The sequence below is a fragment of the Acidobacteriota bacterium genome (assembly GCA_026393755.1).
GTDB lineage: Bacteria > Acidobacteriota > Vicinamibacteria > Vicinamibacterales > JAKQTR01 > JBAXOX01.
In genome coordinates this window covers 100,737-118,257 of sequence record JAPKZO010000028.1, presented here as the reverse complement: position 1 = coordinate 118,257, position 17,521 = coordinate 100,737, and the positions used below count along the sequence as shown (strand labels likewise).

The 17,521-nt window shown below is 63.9% G+C and carries 15 protein-coding genes; 7 read left to right on the top strand and 8 right to left on the bottom strand.

What is annotated here, in order from left to right; translation table 11 throughout:
• The first annotated feature begins 3 nt into the window (after window positions 1–3).
• On the top strand, window positions 4–786 hold the full coding sequence (locus NTV05_11035) for a dimethylargininase (protein ID MCX6544928.1): 783 nt from the start codon (window positions 4–6) through the stop codon (window positions 784–786).
• On the opposite strand, the gene NTV05_11030 is transcribed toward NTV05_11035, so the two are convergent.
• Entirely contained in the window at window positions 764–1,426 is a 663-nt protein-coding gene (locus NTV05_11030; protein MCX6544927.1) for a hypothetical protein, read from the bottom strand. The genes NTV05_11035 and NTV05_11030 overlap by 23 nt on opposite strands.
• 127 nt (window positions 1,427–1,553) lie before the next feature.
• Between NTV05_11030 and NTV05_11025 the strand changes: the two genes are divergently transcribed.
• Together NTV05_11025 and NTV05_11020 are read left to right on the top strand one after the other, a co-directional pair.
• On the top strand, window positions 1,554–2,051 hold the full coding sequence (locus NTV05_11025) for a rubrerythrin family protein (protein ID MCX6544926.1): 498 nt from the start codon (window positions 1,554–1,556) through the stop codon (window positions 2,049–2,051).
• A 104-nt stretch (window positions 2,052–2,155) separates the two neighbouring features.
• Window positions 2,156–4,969: a DPP IV N-terminal domain-containing protein gene (locus NTV05_11020; protein MCX6544925.1), complete on the top strand. Its 2,814-nt coding sequence runs from the start codon at window positions 2,156–2,158 to the stop codon at window positions 4,967–4,969.
• Window positions 4,970–5,022: 53 nt separating this feature from the next.
• On the opposite strand, the gene bcp is transcribed toward NTV05_11020, so the two are convergent.
• The 7 genes from bcp to NTV05_10985 form a co-directional block, all read right to left on the bottom strand.
• Entirely contained in the window at window positions 5,023–5,490 is a 468-nt protein-coding gene (bcp, locus tag NTV05_11015) for a thioredoxin-dependent thiol peroxidase (protein MCX6544924.1), read from the bottom strand.
• Between the two features lie 101 nt (window positions 5,491–5,591).
• Window positions 5,592–6,230, bottom strand: coding sequence for a response regulator transcription factor (locus NTV05_11010; protein ID MCX6544923.1), 639 nt, complete (start codon window positions 6,228–6,230; stop codon window positions 5,592–5,594).
• On the bottom strand, window positions 6,227–7,573 hold the full coding sequence (locus NTV05_11005) for a sensor histidine kinase (protein MCX6544922.1): 1,347 nt from the start codon (window positions 7,571–7,573) through the stop codon (window positions 6,227–6,229). Before NTV05_11005 ends, NTV05_11010 begins: the two co-directional genes overlap by 4 nt.
• A gap of 63 nt (window positions 7,574–7,636) precedes the next feature.
• Window positions 7,637–7,834, bottom strand: a complete 198-nt coding sequence (thiS, locus tag NTV05_11000) for a sulfur carrier protein ThiS (GenBank protein MCX6544921.1) — start codon at window positions 7,832–7,834, stop codon at window positions 7,637–7,639.
• 6 nt (window positions 7,835–7,840) lie between these two features.
• Window positions 7,841–10,048, bottom strand: a complete 2,208-nt coding sequence (locus NTV05_10995; GenBank protein ID MCX6544920.1) for an aldehyde:ferredoxin oxidoreductase — start codon at window positions 10,046–10,048, stop codon at window positions 7,841–7,843.
• A gap of 162 nt (window positions 10,049–10,210) precedes the next feature.
• Entirely contained in the window at window positions 10,211–10,936 is a 726-nt protein-coding gene (locus tag NTV05_10990; protein ID MCX6544919.1) for a YdcF family protein, read from the bottom strand.
• Window positions 10,937–10,950: 14 nt separating this feature from the next.
• Window positions 10,951–12,357: a glutamine synthetase gene (locus NTV05_10985; protein MCX6544918.1), complete on the bottom strand. Its 1,407-nt coding sequence runs from the start codon at window positions 12,355–12,357 to the stop codon at window positions 10,951–10,953.
• A gap of 112 nt (window positions 12,358–12,469) precedes the next feature.
• Here NTV05_10985 and NTV05_10980 point away from each other — a divergent pair, with 112 nt between their 5' ends.
• From NTV05_10980 to NTV05_10965, 4 genes are all read left to right on the top strand, one after another.
• Entirely contained in the window at window positions 12,470–13,840 is a 1,371-nt protein-coding gene (locus tag NTV05_10980; protein ID MCX6544917.1) for a M14 family metallopeptidase, read from the top strand.
• On the top strand, window positions 13,837–14,949 hold the full coding sequence (locus NTV05_10975; GenBank protein MCX6544916.1) for a hypothetical protein: 1,113 nt from the start codon (window positions 13,837–13,839) through the stop codon (window positions 14,947–14,949). Before NTV05_10980 ends, NTV05_10975 begins: the two co-directional genes overlap by 4 nt.
• Before the next feature lie 145 nt (window positions 14,950–15,094).
• A complete protein-coding gene (locus NTV05_10970) occupies window positions 15,095–16,399 on the top strand; it encodes a hypothetical protein (GenBank protein MCX6544915.1) in 1,305 nt (434 codons plus the stop codon).
• A 159-nt stretch (window positions 16,400–16,558) separates the two neighbouring features.
• A complete protein-coding gene (locus NTV05_10965) occupies window positions 16,559–17,515 on the top strand; it encodes a PstS family phosphate ABC transporter substrate-binding protein (GenBank protein ID MCX6544914.1) in 957 nt (318 codons plus the stop codon).
• The last annotated feature ends 6 nt before the right edge of the window (window positions 17,516–17,521 follow it).

The following is a 17,521-nucleotide window of genomic DNA, read 5'->3' as shown; positions in this document are numbered from 1 at the left end:
GCCGTGCCCGTCGCCATAACCAGGCAGGTCTCGGCCGCCATCGGCGGATGTGAGCTGACGCACCTGCCGCGCGTTCAGATTGACGTGGGCCGTGCGCGTGCACAGCACGGCGCCTACGAGCAGGCGCTGGCCGCACAGGGATGCCAGGTGATCTCGCTGCCTTCGCAGCCTGCGATGCCTGATTCGGTCTTTGTCGAAGACGCGGCCATCGTGCTCGACGAGATTGCGATCGTCACCAGGCCGGGCGTCCCGTCGCGGCGCTGCGAGACGCTCTCAGTCGCCGAGGCGCTGACGCCATACCGGCGAATCCGGTTCGTGGAGGCTCCAGGCACAGTGGAGGGCGGCGATGTGCTGCGCCTGGGCCACAGGCTCTTCGTAGGCCTCTCCGGGCGGAGCAACCAGTCGGGCATCATGCAGTTGCGGGCGGTTGTCTGGCCGTGCGGCTACACGGTGACTCCCGTGCCGGTCGCCGGGTGCCTGCACCTGAAGTCGGCCGTGACGCAGGTTGCGGATCGGACGCTACTCGTCAATCCGAAGTGGGTTGACGCGTCGATATTTGGCCAGTGGACGGTGATTGACGTCGACCCGGACGAGCCGTACGCGGCCAACGGTCTGCTTATCGGCGACCGCGTCATCTACCCATCGTCGTTCCCGCGCACCCGCGATCGTCTCGAAGCCCACGGAATTGCCGTCGTGCCTGTCGACGTGTCGGAGTTGCAGAAGGCCGAGGGCGCCGTCACCTGCTGCAGCCTGATCTTTGCCTTCACCGCATCTGAGCGGCCATGACCCTGATCTTCAGGCAGGCCCTGGTGATCGCGAACAAGTCCGAGACAGACCGTATCTCCACAGGAACCGTCTGGATTGCGTCGTAGAGTTCGGCCGGCAAGCCCGACTGGTCGAGATCTGCCTGCAGCGTCTCCCGGTCTCTGGTTGTCAGTGTCGCGTACGGCTGGACGTGCTCCTCTTGCGGGATGCCCCGCGTCAGCACGTTGACCGTCTCGCCCATGTGGCCGATCGTGAATCCGACCTTGAACGCCCACAGCAACTCCGGATACGAGCTCGCCTCGAGCCGAGCCATCACGTCGTTCATCGCATCCGAGATGAGCTGGGATCCCCGCGTCGGATTCGGGTCAGCAAAGCCATCCAGCATGCCTGAAGCGACTCCCGCCGCCTCGGCCTCCGCGATCTGCAGCCTGCCCATGAAGGTGAACAGGTCGGATTCGCTTCTGGAAAATCCCACTGCCGACTCCTTGCGGAGTTCCATCGGCTGTGCGGCCTGCGCGACGAAACTGCCGGCCGCAAGTCCCAGCTGCATGGCTGCCCCCTGTGCGGATGGGGCGACGGGCGGCAGCGGCTTCTTGTTCGTGCAGTCCGCAAGAACGACGGCACAACACAGTGCGACGACGACGAGCCAGGAATGACGCATGGCCAGCCTCCCGAGCAGACTGTACGATGCTGTCTGGCCGGGGTCAATCGGCCGGCGTGGCCGACGCACATGCAATTTTGCCCGGTCACGTCTACAATACGGCCCATTGACATCCTGGAGGCCATTTATGCCGACGAGCATCGACAATCTGAAAAACGCATTCGCTGGGGAAAGCCAGGCGAACCAGAAGTACCGGGCGTTTGCCGCGCGGGCCGAACAGGAGGGATTTGCGAATATCGCACGTCTGTTCCGAACGACCGCCGAGGCCGAGCGGATACACGCCGAGGGCCATCTGCGGGCGCTTGACGCGGTGCAGTCCACCACGGACAACCTGAAGGCCGCCATTGGCGGCGAGACGTACGAGTTCACCGAAATGTACCCGCCGATGCTGGCGACTGCCGAGGCCGAAGGCCACAAGGCAAAGCGCATGTTCGGCTATGCCGTCAAGGCGGAAGAAGTTCACGCCCGGCTGTACCAGGCCGCACTCGACGCCGCATCGCAGGGCCGGGATCTTGCGGAGACACACTTCTACCTGTGTCCGGTCTGCGGTTACATCGAACCGGGCACGCCGCCCGACGAATGCCCGATCTGTGGAGCGAAGAAGTCCCGGTTTGTCCAGATCTAGTCTCGCGTGCACTTCACTATTTGCCCGTCCAGCCCGGGCTGGCTCCGGCCGGTCCAGGGGTCAGTCTGTTCTCAAGCGATCACGCATCTCACAAGGAGTCGGTCATGCACTTGCCAGGCGCTCATCAGCGTTCGAGTCTGTCCCGCTTAGTCGTCGTGTGTGGTCTCGCCGTGGCGTTCGCCGTGATGCCGGCCGCCACACCGCTCGCCCAGAAGGCGCCGCCGACGCCGAAACCGAACTACGATCTGGCATCGCAGTGGACGACGCAGAAGGTCGGCCGGCTCGTTTTCGACACATCGGTGACGCCGCGATGGCTCGAGAGTGGCGACCGGTTCTGGTACAGCTTCCAGACGCGCGACGGGCGTAAGTTCTTCATCGTTGACGCCGTCAAGAAGACCAGGACGCCGCTCTTTGATCACGCCAAGATGGCTGCCACGCTGACGGCGATCACGCTCCAGCCGTACGACGCGCAGCACCTGCCGTTTACCACCATCAGGTTTGTCAAGAAGGACACCGCATTCCAATTCGACGTCACCGTGCCGCGAGATGCCCAGATCGTCAAGCCGAAGAAGCCGGCGCCGGTAGAGCCGCCCGCGGTCGACAAGAAGGGCGCCGCGGTAGTGAAAAAGACCGAAGCGGTCGTCAAGAAGGACGTTCCGGTCCAGATGACCGACGGTGTCGCGGGGGACGAGGACGGCCAGCAAGAGAGCGCCCAGCAACAGCAGCGCGGCCAGACAGGTCAGACAGCCCAACGGCCTGGCGCGGGGGCCGCGCCTCCGCCCCGCCCGAGGACGCTGCACTTCGAGTACGACCTGGCGACCGGCATGCTCGACCTGATTGATGACGACTATCGGGCGCCCAGGCGACCACGATGGGTGCAGATGTCGCCTGACGAGAAGACGATCGTGTTCGCGCGAAACCACAACCTGTTCATGATGGATGCGGCGAGTTTCGCGCTGGCGGAGAAGAAGGCCGACGATCCGAAGATCGTCGAGGTGCAGCTCACCAAGGACGGCGAGGAGAACTACAGTTACGCGCGAACGGCGCCGGTCGGCGGCCAGATCGAGCAGCAGCAGCAGGAAGAAGACCAGCAGCAGGCCGAAGGCGATCAGGCGGCGGTCGACAAGAACGCCCGCGTTGCGGCCATCGGGGTGATCTGGTCGCGAGACTCGAAGAAGTTCGTCGTCGTTCGCCGCGACCAGCGGAAGGTCGCCGATCTGTGGGTGATCGACTCGCTGGCCTCGCCGCGCCCGAAGCTCGAGACCTACCGGTACGCGATGCCCGGCGAAGCCAACGCGCCGCAGTCGGAGCTCAACGTGTTCGATCGCGACACCAAGGCGATGGTCAAGACGAAGATCGACAAGTTCAAGGATCAGACCGTGTCGATCGCCACCATGCCGACTCGTGGCGGCGGCGGCGGACGCGGCGGGCAGGGCGGCGGCGCCGCCACCGGACCGGATGCGCCTCCGCCTCCGCAGTGGCTGAGCGAGACCACCGACAAGCTCTACTTCACGCGCATCAGCCGGGACCTGAAGAAGGTGGACGTCTGTGTGGCCGACCCGGAGACGGGAGACGTGAAGGTCCTCATCGAGGAGCGGCTGAACACCTATATCGAGACGAAACCGCTCCGCCTCATCAACAAGGGCACCGAACTGGTGCACTGGTCAGAGCGGACGGGCTGGGGACACTACTACCTCTTCGACGCCGCGACGGGCGCGCTCAAGAACGCCATCACGTCAGGGGAGTTCGTGACGACCAGTCTCGATGGCGTCGACGAGAAATTGCGAGTTGCCTTCTTCACGGCCCTCGGCCGGGAGGCGGGCGAAGATCCCTACTATCCGCATCTCTATCGCACGAATCTCGACGGCACCGGTCTCAAGCTGCTCAACCCGGGTGACGCGTCGCACGCGGCCACCCTGGCGGAATCCAACCGGTACTTCGTTGACAACGCTTCGCGCATCAACTTGGCGCCAACCTCGGCGCTCTACGACGCCATGGGCACGCTGGTCACGCCGCTCGAGACCACTGACGTCAGCGCCCTTGTCGACGCCGGCTTCAAATACCCGGAGCCGTTCAAGGTGAAGGCCGACGACGGGATCACGGACTTGTTCGGAGTGATGTACAAGCCGTTCGACTTTGATCCGGCGAAGAAGTACCCGGTGATTCTCTACGTCTACCCGGGTCCGCAGCAGGAGAGCGTCACCAAGACCTTCAATCCGAGAAGCAACAGCATGTCGCTCGCCCAGTTCGGCTTCATCGTCGTCGAGGTCGGGAATCGGGGCGGCAGCCCGCAGCGGTCGAAGTGGTACCACAACTACGGGTACGGCAACCTGCGCGACTACGGCCTGGCCGACAAGAAGGCGGCCGTCGAGCAGTTGGCCCGCAAGAACACGTTTATCGACATCAACAAGGTTGGCATTTGGGGCCACTCGGGCGGAGGGTTCATGTCCACCGCCGCCATGCTGGTGTACCCGGACTTCTTCAAGGTGGCGGTGTCGGAATCAGGCAACCACGAGAACAACATCTACAACAACACCTGGAGCGAGAAGCACCAGGGCGTGAAAGAGGTTGTCGGCAAGGATGGCAACGTCACGTTCGAGTACAACATCGAGAGGAACTCCGAACTCGCCAAGAACCTCAAGGGCCACCTGATGCTGTCGACCGGGGATATCGACAACAACGTGCATCCGGCGAACACCTACAGGCTGATCGACGCCCTGATCAAGGCGAACAAGCGGTTTGATTTCGTCGTGCTGCCGGGTCAGCGGCACAGTTACGGGTCGGCCGCCGCGTACTTCAACATGGTGCGGGCGGACTACTTCTGCCGCTGGCTGCTCGGCGAAGCGTCCGAGAGCGTGGACATCGTGGAGCTGAACCGCGAACGCGAGCAGGTTGGCGACAAGCCCGTGAGACGGTAGATCGGCGCAAGCGGAGACGTCCGCCCGCGCCGCGTCCCCGCTCACACAGGCGCTTAGACGCTTCGGAGCGCGGCGATGGCCAGCGGCACGGTGTCGTCAGGTGACACCTTGTACCAGGCGTGCGCGATCTTGCCTTTCTCGTCGATGAGGAACGACGAGCGGATGATGCCGAAGTACTTCTTCCCGTACATCGACTTCTCGCCCCACACGCCGTACGCCTCCGCCACCGAGTGATCGGTATCGGCCAGGAGCGGGAAACCGAGCTTGAACCTGGTGTCGAACTTCTGCTGCGCCTCGGGCTGGTCCGGGCTGATGCCGAGGGCGGCAACGCCAAGTTGGCTGAGGTTCGGTCTCGCGTCGCGCACGTTGCACGACTGCGTCGTGCAGCCGGGCGTGTCGGCCTTCGGATAGAAGTAGACCAGAACCTTCTGGCCCTTGAATGCAGAGAGCTTCACGGTTTCCCCCTGCTGGTTCTTGAGCGAGAACGCGGGAGCCTTATCGCCCGTCTTCAGTTGCGGCATGGTCGTCTCCTGGGGTGCATGATGATGATAGCAGGAGCGAGTTAACATCGAGGAGATCCGGCGCGACGACAGGGAGTGCCGTCATGAAATCCGTCTGGCAACTAATCGAGTTCGTCGAGCGAGATCAGACTGCGCTTCAGCGCCTGCACGATAGCCTGGGCGCGATTCTCCACGCCCAGTTTGCCGAGCAGGTGACCGACGTGCGTCTTGATGGTCTCCTCGCTGACCGACAGCGCTTCTGCGATGTCCTTGTTTGACAGGCCCAACGCCACATGACGCAGCACTTCGCGCTCGCGGGCCGTCAACTCCTCGTGGGCTGTCGCATCCTCGGCGACACGACAAGCCACGTACGGGTCGATGAACGTCCTCCCGCGCGCGACGGCGCGAATCGCCGCGAGGAGAGTTTCCGGTTCTGCGTCCTTCCTGATGTAGCCGGTTGCGCCGGCCCTCAGTGCGGCCATCATGCGTCCCTCGTCTATTGACGCGGTGAGAGCCACGACCCGTATCGACGGCTCACGGGCAAGCGCCCGGCGGGTTGTTTCGATGCCGTCGATGCCGCCCGGCAAGAGCAGATCCTGGACGACAACCTGCGGGTGCCAGTCGGACAGGTGCTCCAGGAGTTCCTCGCCACTTGCCGCGATGCCTACCACGCGAAGATCGGGAAACGACTCCAGGTAGCTCTTCAAACTGCGCGTCACGACCTTGTGATCGTCAACAAGTACGACGCTGATGGCGTTCATTGGCCGGCTCCCTGGGGCTTGCGCGTGTGGAAGTACGCAAGCAGTTCGTGCACGCATCCGGCGAGCATCAGGATCGAGACCGGCACATTCAACATCAGGAGGTCTCTGTCGTGGGACGCCGTGGCCAACCCCATCATGAGATTCGTGAACGCGATCATGCCGTACATGGCCGCGCGCCTTCCGTGGTACTTGGCATCGCCCGAATCCCGGCCCGCGGCGCGGACAGTCAGCCGGACGCGAGTGCCGACACCGGGCTGGCTGACCAGTTCAATTCGCCCGCCGTGCTGTTCTGCTCGCGTACGCATGTTGGAGAGTCCCACGCCTCGGGCCGGCTGACTCTGATCGAACCCCGCCCCATCGTCCTTCACCGTCAATTCGATTTCGCCATCGGAACCGGCCAGCGTCACCTGCACGTGAGTGGCGCGGGCGTGGCGCGCGATGTTGGCGAGCGCCTCTTGCGCGATGCGGAAGATGGCGTTTTGAGTGCCCGGAGGTAATCCCATGCTGGACGGCAACGCGCCCGGCGTGAAGTCAACACGGGCACCGGTTCTGAACGCCAGGGCCTCGCAGGCCTGTTTGAGCGCTTCGACGAGACCGACGTTCTCGAGGGGTGCGGCGCGCAAACCCTGGAGCATCGCGTCCATCTCGCCCGTCGCCGCCCGAGCGGATTCGCGTATCTGGTCAATGGCCGCGCGCGCCCCAGCCGGCTCGCCCTCGAATCGCGCTTGGGCCGTCGCGGCAGCGGTGTGGATGGCGAACAGTTGCTGCTTGATTGAGTCATGGAGATCGCGGGCGAGACGGTTCCGCTCCTCCTGTGCTGCGGCCTGCTGAATGCGACGCTCGTATTCCGAACGAAGCGAGTACGGAACCGACACGTCGCCGTCGGGGAACAGCACGATCATGCCGCCCTGCAACCGGCCGTCGGATCCCTCGCCGAATTGCCACAAGTAGAGCAGCAGGCCGGCGACAGTGAAAAGTGATCCGCCGGCTGCAGCGGACCACGGAGCGATCCAGATGGTGAAATGCTGGCTGATCACGACGGCCGCAACGACGGCGTGACCGATTGCCAGCCACCCGATTCCTCGCCGGCGGGCGTCAGGGTCTTCCACCCTGGCGAGCGCCATCGCGAAGCATCCGGCGGCGAAGATGACCGCGCCAACGACTCGAACGAATGCGTTCTTGGCGTAGGGGAGTCCGTCAACCTCGCCGTGGAACCAGATCGGTCCGAAGGCGGCGAGCGCGGCGCCGAGCAGCATGGCGCCCACCGCATAAATGGCGAGCACGGTGCGGGTGTTGATTCGAACGGGATTGGCGATGGGAACAGGGAGGGTGATACCGTTCATGATGCGGAGTCTACGGCCGGCGGCGAGGCCCCGCATCCCCAATCAGAGGGATACGGTCGAGCGCTATCCGCCGGCGATCTGGTGGATGACTTTGACGTCGGCGCCGTCGGGCACCGGCGTCTTGTCGTACGTGCCGCGCGGGACGAACGTGCCATTGACGAACACCGCCAGCAGGCGCCAGATGTAGCTGCGCTTCTTGAGAACGTCGGCGACGGTCATCCCGGCGTCGTAGTCCAGAGGTTCATCATTGACGACGAGCATCGGACGTCATCCCCAGTGCGGCTTCGCCAGCGCCACCACCTCGGGAAAATCGATCCCGAGGTGCTTCAGCCGCTCCAGCGTCGGCACACCGCCTGGCGTCCAGCCGCGCCGCTTGTACACCGCATCGAGCAGCTTGTTGTAGCGATCGGTTCGCCACTCGCGGTGCAGCTTCATCTTCTCCGCGGTGGTCTTGCCGGCCGGATCGACGCCGACGATGTCCTTGAGCTGCTTGTCGTAGCGATCGGCCCGCGACTCGTACTCCTCGGCCGTCACCGGCCCCATCGCCCGGTACGGCGGCATGTCGTGTTCGCGCAGGCCCGATCCCCTGCGGAGGTTGAAGATGCGCTGGAAGTTGTAGACCCTGGCGGACTGGTCAATCAGCGACGCCCTGTCGAGCGGCTTGCCCGTGATGCCGGTGTAGAGCGCCAGGTAGTTATCCACGTGCTCGGGGACCTTCGCGGCTTCCGGCCCTGGGTACTTCTCGTGATTGTCCGGCGGTTCGATGTCGTTCCACGGCAGCTTACAGAGGCCCTGCAGGCCGAACCACGTGCGGAAGAGCGGGAAGTAGTAGAGCGCCTCCGCCTTGTCCTCGAAGGTCGGGATCTGGTTGTTCACCATGTCCATGAAGATCAGCCACGCCTCGTCGTGCTGGGGCCCCTTGTTGGTCATGCAGTATCCGCCCTGCTGTGCCAGCGACTCCTTCGACATGTACTGTGAGAACTCGAGGCCCTTGTTCTGCATGCCGATGTCGCGAATAAACTGCGGGTCGCCCCACCCCTTCTTGATGAACAGGTTCTGCATGTAGCGGACGCCCTTGCCGACGATGACGCCGAAGCCCTCGCCGCGCCACATTTGATGCAGCAGTTCCACCTCGGCCTCGCCGTTGCCCCACGTAAGGTCGACGCCGCCGGTCCGTTCCTTGTTCAGAATGCCCTTCTCATAGCACTCCATGACGAACGCGCACGAGGTGCCGTACGAAATCGTGTCGATCCCGTACGTATCGCAGTAGAAGTTCACCTCGAGCAGCCAGTCGGGATCGAACAGCCCGCAGTTCGATGCGAGGCCGGCGGCGTTCTCGTATTCCGGGCCGTCCACCGTGACGATGTCCCCCTTGTAGGGGCCCGTGCGGACCAGATGGCCGTCGGCGCCCTTGGAACAGCCCATGCCGCAGCCGTACCAGCAATGGTCGGGGATGCCCTGCGTGAAGCGCTTGTCCCACACCTGGGAATCAATCTTCGGCGTGTCCGGGTGCTTGCCGTACTGGAAGTTGTGCACCGGGAGCAGGTCGTACGCGTCCATCACCTCGACCAGATGCGCCGTGCCTTGCCGTCGCATATGGCACTGCTCGTCGTCATAGTCGCGAATCTCCTGGTTGATCTTCTTGCCGACCTGGACCGTGATGGGAAAGTCGGCGGCGTGATTCAAGTCGGCCTTCATCTTGAAGCCGCGGACGACCAGGGCCTTGAGCTTCTTGTCGCGGAACACCGTGCCCGTCCCGCCGCGCCCGGCCTGTTTCAATCGCACCGCCCCTCGCCTCGGGTCGTACCACGAGAAATTGAGACACCCCATGTAGGCCGATTCGGCCGCTTTGCCGGCCGAGACCACCGACACGTTCTGCATATCCTTCGCATCTTCCGCGTACATGTGCGTGAAGATTTCGCCGGCGATGTGGCTGTCGGGCGTCTCTTCTTCCGCCTCTTCGAAGCGGATCACGCCGCGCGGGCCGTCGATGACGATGATGGTTTCGCTCTTCGCCTTGCCCCGAATCTCGACCGCGTCGAAGCCGCAGAACTTCACCAGGGGCCCGAAGTATCCACCCACGTTGCAGTCGATCGCCAGATCCGTCTCCGGGGAAATCGTCACGACAATCGACTTGCCCGACCCCGCGTACTGGGTGTTGCCCGCCAGCGGGCCGGGGCAGATGATGATCTCGTTGTCCGGATCGTTCCACTTGGTAGTCGGCGTTGTCGCGTGCCAGAGGTAGTAAAGGCCGAAGCCGCGCCCCCCCGTGAAGATGTCCACCATTTCCTTCGTGACGGCCTTCTCCCTGATGCTCATCGTATCGAGGTCGATAAAGAGCGTGCGCCCGGTGTACCCCTTGTCGGGCAGACTTGGCGTGAACGGGAACTCCGCCACGATCCGGTGCGCGGCGCGGAGGCGAGGCACGTCATCGGTGTAAGTCGTTCGGACTTTGTAGTCGTAGGTCGTGGACATGACCGTCTCCTCGACAGGGCTGTATCAGGAAGGAATATAAGGGCTCGGCATCTCGCGCGGCTACCGGCCGAAAATGACCGGTTGACGGCCGTCCAAGGTGCCTGGAATCAGTCTACCAGAAGAGCCGGAAGCGGGGCTCCTCGGATGGTGCAGAAGCCGTCTCTATATGAAGCCTTTGAACTTGTAGACCCCGATGGCGACCGCCTCGCGTGCGATCGTGAGCAGGCTGTCGAGCCCCCACTTCACGCGGTTGATCGGATCGTCGTAGCTCTTGCCACTTGGCCGATAGGACTCAACTGACGAGACGCGCCGATCCCGGATGATGCGGGTGTCCGGGTGATCTGCGTCCGGACCTTTCGCGACGTACGACGTGACCATTCTGACGTTGGTGAATCCCGCCTTGCGGAAGCACAACCAGACGCGTGTCGAGTGGAGCGGCGACGTCACGACGAGCAGTGGCGTGTCCTTCGTCAAACCGAGCGTCGCGATGTTCAGCAGGTTCCGCGGGTGCTCGTTGGTGCCGCCCGGCACCGGATCAAGTACCACGCTCGATGCGGGCAGGCCCAGCCACTGGGCGGTCTCCGAGTAGACCTCAGCCTCGCTGACCTTCTGGGCGCCGCCGCCGCTGAACACCACCACCGGCGCGAACTGGTCGTGGTGCAGCTGCACGGCCGTGTAGACGCGCATCCAGCCATCTTCGGTGGGCAGGTTGTGCCCGCCGAGCCCGCCGCCGATGCAGACGATCGCCCGGGCCTTCACGGGCGCCTCGTTCATCACGAACAGCCGGTCCACCATCACCGGGCAGCCGGCTGCCAGCCAGGCGACAAGCGCCGGCGTGGCGATGCCAATTGACATCACGGCGCCCCGAAGCACCTTGCTGATTCGCACGGGGTGGAACTCCTCTACGCCCTGAGCAGCGCGATCACCCGATCGAGCAGGTTCGCGGTGAACACCCCGCCGGCCTCGAGCACAGGGCGGCTCCGCACCAGACTGTCGGCGACCTCGACCATCGTCAGCGGCACGCGGCTCGCCTCCGATGCCGATCCCTGGGCTGTGACGGCGGATCGTTCGAGCAGTCCTTCCGGATCAGGAATCGACTTGCCCGCGACCACGGCCTGTGCCACGCCGGCCAGCAACAAGTGCGGATGGGCCGATCCGTCGGGCAGGCGAAATTCAATCGTCTCGGCGCTGGTCGGCCGTCCATGCGCATCGGTGGGCACGATCGGGATCCGGACGAGTGCGCGGCGATTGTAGCGGCCCCAGGTCAGCCGGCTCGGGGCTTCCCTGCCCTGACTCAACCGGACGAACGAATCGCGGCTTCGATTGCCAAACGCCATCAGCGCGCCGCCGTGAGTGACCAACCCGCAGATGAGCCAGCTGGCCTCGGCGGTGAGGTGGCCGTCCGGTCCGGTGTGCGGCAGGAAGACGCCGTTGGCGCAGGGCGCGAAGTGGAAGTGCATGCCGCTGCCGGCGTGGCCCTTGCGTGCCATGGGAGCGAAACTGCAGAGCATCCCACTGCGCTGCGCGAGGTTGCGCAGCACCCATTCGGTCAGTACGACGGCGTCGGCGGCTTCGGGCAGCGGCTGGAGCCACAGTTCGATTTCGTGCTGTTCCCACACGCGCGGATCCGTCGCATCGGCTTCGACGTACCCCACTTCCGCGTGGCCGTACTTCACCGGCACACCCATATTGTCCAGATGAAAGAGCGCCTGCCGCCGCAGTGCCTCGCCGAACACGAACGGCGAACTGGCGTGATACCCGCGCTCGTTCGCGCCGTACACCTCGGCCTCTTCGCCGCGCTGGCCGAGAAAGAACTCGATCTCGCCAAGCGCGTGCCACTCGACACCGGTGCTCTCAACCACGCGCTTGTACGCTGCGCGAACCAGCGTATCCGGCGATTCGGCCAGCGGCTCGCCCTGCCGGTTGTAGTGGCTGCAGAGCATGGCGAGAGTCGGTCTCGGCGAGAACGGATCAATGAATGCCGTTGCCAGGCGCGGCCGGATGACGATGTCGGAAGCGCCGACCGGGATCCCGAGATCGCCGAACAGGCTCGACCCGTCGGCCCGTTCGCCGCCAGCCAGGACATCTGCCAGGTGTTCGGCGTTTCGCGGGACGAAGTCGAGCGTCTTGAGCCACCCATCTCCTCCCACGTGCATCAGCGAGAGCAGCCGGATGTCGCGATCGCGGACGAACGCGACAAGATCGTCGACGGTCCACGACGCCGGCGGCTTTCCAATCTGGCGGCTGAGCGGCTGAAGATGGTCGGCCTGTTCGGGGAGCGGGGCGGCGGAAGAGGGATGATGGCTCATGGCGGCATTCTCGGTCGCTATCGTACCGCTTTGCCGCGGACGCGCATAGCCGGCACCCGATCGGCTATCCTGTTCGTTTAGCGTAGACCGCATCCAATCGCGAGGCCCGCTCATGAATCGAGTCAAACTCGTCGCCGGCGCCCTGATCGTCGTTGCGGCAAGCGCTTGCGCCCATGCCAACACCCGCCCGGCGCTGCAGCCGATTCCGCCATCGTTCGCGCCGCAGCAACTGGTCGGCGTCTGGAATCAGGAACACGTCTCGTGGCCAGTGCCGCCGCTCGTCAGGCATGCCGACGTCGAGGGACGGCTGCGCGACGTGCAGCGAAGCGAACCGGACCTGTTTCAACTCGAGGAAGTCGGACGCTCGGTTGAAGGGCGTTCCATCAATCACATCTGGTTCGGCACCGGGCCGCTCCATGTGCTGCTCTGGTCACAGATGCACGGTGACGAGCCGACGGCGACGGCAGCCGTATTCGACATCTTCGAATACGTGCGCCGCCACCGGAATGAGCCGGCGATTGCCCGGATGCTGACCGCCTTGACGATTCACGTCGTGCCGATGCTCAACCCGGACGGCGCTGAGCGGTTCCAGCGCCGCAACGCACAGGGCATCGACATCAACCGCGACGGGCTGCGGCTTCAGACGCCAGAGGGCCTCGCGCTCAAGGCGCTCCGGGACCGGCTGAAGGCCCCGATCGGCTTCAACCTCCACAACCAGAGTTGGCGCACCGAAGCCGGCAAGACCGGCCAGCCGGCGTCCATCTCGCTGCTCTCGGTGGCCTTTGACGAGGCGCGGACCGAATCGGCGGGACGCCTGCTGACGAAGAAGGTGTGCGCCGTGATCCGCGACGCGCTCGAGCCGATCGCTCCTGGCCGGGTGGCCCGGTACGACGATGAGTTCGAGGTGAGGGCATTTGGCGACAATTTGACGAAGTGGGGGACCAGCGTCGTGCTGATCGAAACAGGCGCGTGGCCGGCGACCGAGCCGGATCCGTACCTGGTCCGGCTCAACTTCGTGGCGATCATGACCGCGCTCGATGCGCTCGCGACCAACCGTGTCGAGCAGGCGGACAAGCGGCGATACGAGACGCTGCCGATCAATGAGACGAATCTCTTCTACGTGCTGGTCCGCGACGGCATCGTTGCGCCTGGTACCGGTGTCGCGCCGTTTGTGGCCGATGTCGGCATTGTTGCCACGCGAGGAGTACGAACCGCGGACGGCCAGCGGGCGACGCGGCTGTCGGCGCGGATCGACGATCTGGGCGACCTGCACACGATGGCTGCGCTCGAATCGATCGATGCGAAGGGCCTCCTGGTGGCGCCGCTGTGGGACCCGGCCCTCAAGGAGGGTGATGTGGTGTCGTTGCCCGACTGGAAGGCGAAGCGGGCCGCGCACGTGGTGGCTCAGGGAGAGCCGGCCGAACTTGTTCTCCTGCGGCCGCAAGGGGATCAGTACAAAGTGGAGAAGGTGATCCGATATTGAGACATGAACATTTGAATCGCGCCGCCCTTCGGGCCCAACTCGTCGTCGCAGTTCTCCTCCTGGCGGCCGGCCCGCTCGTCGCGCAGGGAGTGTCTCAGGCTGTGTCTCAGCCGCCGCCACCTCAGTCGGCGCCCTCGCCCGACAAGTTCAGCGGCGTCGTGTTCGGCGACTACTACTATTTCAAGAACGACAATGTGGCGGCATTCAGCGGGCAGCAGGGTTTCTGGTTTCGCCGCATCTACTTCACCTACGATCACACGTTCAGCCCGGCCATCGCCTCGCGGTTCAGGCTGGAGGCGAGCAGCAACGGGAAGCTGGCGTCGCCGACAGCCACGATCAGTCCGGCCATCAAGGATGCCTGGGTGAGATGGGCCTACAGCGGCAAGCACCAGTTGATGCTTGGCATCTCGCCGACCGCGACCATCGAGTTCGTCGACGGGTTCTTCGGCCTGCGCCATGTCGAGAAGACGGCGATTGACCTTTACCGGTTCGACTCGACCCGCGACTTTGGCATCAGCTTCTCCGGCCCGCTCAACGCAGACAACACCGTGCAGTACACGGCCCAGTTCGGAAATGAGTCCGGCAATAGCTCGGAGATTGACAAGTACAAAGCCGTCCGGCTCGCTGTGCGTTATGTCAGCAACCCCGGGCTGGTGGCCGAGGGTTTCTACGCCTATTATCGCAAGCCCCTCTCGGCCAACCGCGTCACGTGGCAGGCCTTCGCGGGGTATCAGAACCCGAAGGGCCGCGCGGGTGTCCAGTATGTCCACCACACCCGTCAGCCCGCTGCGGGCACGACAACCGCGGAGATCACCATCAACGTCGTGTCTGGCTTCGGCGTGTGGATTGTCAGGCCGAACAAGTTTACGGTGTTTGGCCGGCTCGACCATTCGGACGCGAACCCCGATTCGGCCAGCATCGACTACCTGCCGATCTCCAGGAACGCGCCGTTCAATCTGACGGTGGCTGGCGTCGAGTACTACATTCATCCGTCCGTGCGGTTCAGCCCCAACGTCGAATGGGTCAGGTACGGGACGCCGGTTGCGGGCGCGGCGGCGCCGGCGAGCGATGACCTGGTGTTCCGCCTGACGTGGTACTGGAGTTGGTAACACTCATCAATCGCCTGTCCAGGCGCTCTTTCTCCCCACTATTCGGAAATTAACCACGCCGTAACACCCGTGCGACGCCGCGGCAACATGCCGTCCATATGCTGTCCTCTCGCAGGACAACTTCCCTGCATGGAGGCATGAACGCATGAGTGCTCTCTTTCGTCCCCGCCGCGTCGCCATCCTGGCACCGCTCGTCGTAGCAGTTGTCGCCCTGGCGGCCAGCCCGCTGTTCGCTCAGGGTCTGTACTACAAGGAAATCACCAAGGACGGTCGTATCTACGTGTTCAATTCGGCGACCCGCGCCGACGCCTTCGAGAAGAGCGGCGAGATGGGCGTCGGCATCACGAAGCTCAACGCCGGTCCAAATGGCGAAACGGTCGTGGGCGACAGCGAACGTGCGCTGCAGCTCTACTTCTTCAAACGCGGTTTGTCTGAGGCCGTGCCCGAGCCGCCGCCACCTCCTCCTCCAGCGCCGTCACCCGACAAGTTCAGCGGCCTGATGTTCGGCGACTACTATTACTTCAAGAGCAGCAATGTCGCTGCGTTCGACACGCAGCAGGGCTTCTGGCTCCGCCGCATCTATTTCACCTACGACCGGACGTTCAGCCCGGTCATCTCGACGCGCTTCCGGCTCGAGGCGAACAGCAACGGGAAGATGACCTCGCCGACCGCGGCGATCACTCCATACATCAAGGACGCGTGGGTGAAGTGGACGTACTCGGGCAAGCACGTGATCACGGTCGGCATCCAGCCCACCGCCACGTTCGACTGGCTCGAAGGCTTCTTCGGCCTGCGCCACATCGAGAAGACGCCGGTTGACCTCTATCGCATCGATTCGTCGCGCGACTTCGGCGTCAGCTTCTCTGGTCCGCTCAATCAGGCCAACACGCTCCAGTACACGGCACAGATCGGGAACGATTCCGGCAACAACTCCGAAATCGACAAATACAAGGCTGTCCGCTTCGCGATGCGCTATGTGACGAACCCAGGGTTCGTGGCAGAGGGCGTCTACACCTACCATTACAAAGCGCTCTCGGCGAACCGCCAGACGGTTCAGGGATTCGCCGCGTACCAGGGTCCCCAGGGCCGGATCGGCGTCCAGTACGTCCATCACACGCGCCAACCCAACGAAGGCACGACGAACCCGGTGACCACGATCAACGTGATGTCGGGATTTGGCGTATGGATTGTCAAGCCGAGCAAGTTCACGGTGTTCGGCCGGTTCGATCACTCGGATGCGAACCCCGATGCGCTCGGCATCGACTACATCCCCATCTATAACAAGGCGGCGTTCAATTTGGGCGTGGCGGGCTTCGAGTACTACATCCACCCGTCGGTGCGCTTCAGCCCGAACGTCGAGTGGGTCAGCTACGGGACCGTGGCTACTGGCGGGACAGCGCCCGCGAAGAATGAAATGGTATTGCGTGCGACGTTCTTCTGGACCTGGTAGCAACGCACGGTTCGAATCGGGGCGGGCCCGGGAGGCTCGCCCCGGCGCAGGAATTTACCCGGAATTAACATCGGCGCAATCTCCCCGCCCAGGCCAACCGATAGCATCGGAACTGAGCCGTGACGGAGACCGCGCCGGAGACTTGTGGAGGATCGATTCATGAAACACGCACTGATTGCTCTCGCACTCGTTGCCACCAGCGTGGTGCTGATCGGCGCGCAGACGGCCGGGCTGCTGTCCTACCAGAAGGTGAGCGGCGTATCCGGCAGCCTGACCAGCGTCGGCTCCGACACGATGAACAACATGATGACGCTGTGGGCCGAGACGTACCGGAAGTTCTACCCGAGCGTCAAGATCCAGGTCGAAGGCAAGGGTTCCGGCACCGCGCCGCCAGCACTGATCGCCGGCACGTCGCAATTCGGCCCGATGTCACGCCAGATGAAGCCCGCCGAGCTCGACGCGTTCGAGACGAAGCACGGATACAAGCCGACCGAGCTCAAGACCAGCTACGACGCTCTCGCCGTCTACGTGAACAAGGACAACCCCATCAAGTCGCTGACGCTCGCGCAGGTGGAGGCCGTGTTCGGCAAGAACCGCGCGCGCGGCTACAAAGAAAACATCACAACCTGGGGCCAGCTGGGCCTCACCGGCGACTGGGCCAAACGGCCGATCAGCCTCTATGGCCGCAACTCGGCCAGCGGCACCTACGGCTTCTTCAAGGAGCACGTGCTCAAGAACGGCGACTATAAGGACACCGTGAAGGAGCAGCCAGGCTCCGCGTCGGTGGTTCAGGGCGTCACCGAGGACCGGTATGGCATGGGCTACAGCGGCATCGGCTACAAGACGTCCGGCGTGCGTGGGGTCCCGCTGTCGGAATCCGCCGGGTCGGCGGCCTCGGACGGAAGCTACGAGGACGTGAAGAGCGGCAAATATCCGCTCTGGCGCTTCCTCTACATCTACATTAACAAAGCTCCGGGCAGGCCGCTCGATCCGATCGTCGGCGAATTCGTGAAACTGATTTTCAGCAAGGAAGGCCAGGACGTGGTGGTCAAGGACGGCTACATGCCGCTTACCGGCGTCCAGTGCCAGCAGGAACTGGCCACGCTGAACAAGTAACCGCGC

Excerpts from the sequence above, each read along its gene's own strand:
- NTV05_10965 (MCX6544914.1), top strand. The coding sequence starts at position 16,559 with ATGAAACACGCACTGATTGCTCTCGCACTCGTTGCCACCAGCGTGGTG.
- NTV05_10985 (MCX6544918.1), bottom strand. The coding sequence starts at position 12,357 with ATGAGCCATCATCCCTCTTCCGCCGCCCCGCTCCCCGAACAGGCCGAC.
- NTV05_10970 (MCX6544915.1), top strand. The coding sequence starts at position 15,095 with ATGAGTGCTCTCTTTCGTCCCCGCCGCGTCGCCATCCTGGCACCGCTC.
- NTV05_10980 (MCX6544917.1), top strand. The coding sequence starts at position 12,470 with ATGAATCGAGTCAAACTCGTCGCCGGCGCCCTGATCGTCGTTGCGGCA.
- bcp (MCX6544924.1), bottom strand. The coding sequence starts at position 5,490 with ATGCCGCAACTGAAGACGGGCGATAAGGCTCCCGCGTTCTCGCTCAAG.
- NTV05_11030 (MCX6544927.1), bottom strand. The coding sequence starts at position 1,426 with ATGCGTCATTCCTGGCTCGTCGTCGTCGCACTGTGTTGTGCCGTCGTT.
- NTV05_11010 (MCX6544923.1), bottom strand. The coding sequence starts at position 6,230 with ATGAACGCCATCAGCGTCGTACTTGTTGACGATCACAAGGTCGTGACG.
- NTV05_11020 (MCX6544925.1), top strand. The coding sequence starts at position 2,156 with ATGCACTTGCCAGGCGCTCATCAGCGTTCGAGTCTGTCCCGCTTAGTC.
- thiS (MCX6544921.1), bottom strand. The coding sequence starts at position 7,834 with ATGCTCGTCGTCAATGATGAACCTCTGGACTACGACGCCGGGATGACC.
- NTV05_11005 (MCX6544922.1), bottom strand. The coding sequence starts at position 7,573 with ATGAACGGTATCACCCTCCCTGTTCCCATCGCCAATCCCGTTCGAATC.
- NTV05_10995 (MCX6544920.1), bottom strand. The coding sequence starts at position 10,048 with ATGTCCACGACCTACGACTACAAAGTCCGAACGACTTACACCGATGAC.
- NTV05_11025 (MCX6544926.1), top strand. The coding sequence starts at position 1,554 with ATGCCGACGAGCATCGACAATCTGAAAAACGCATTCGCTGGGGAAAGC.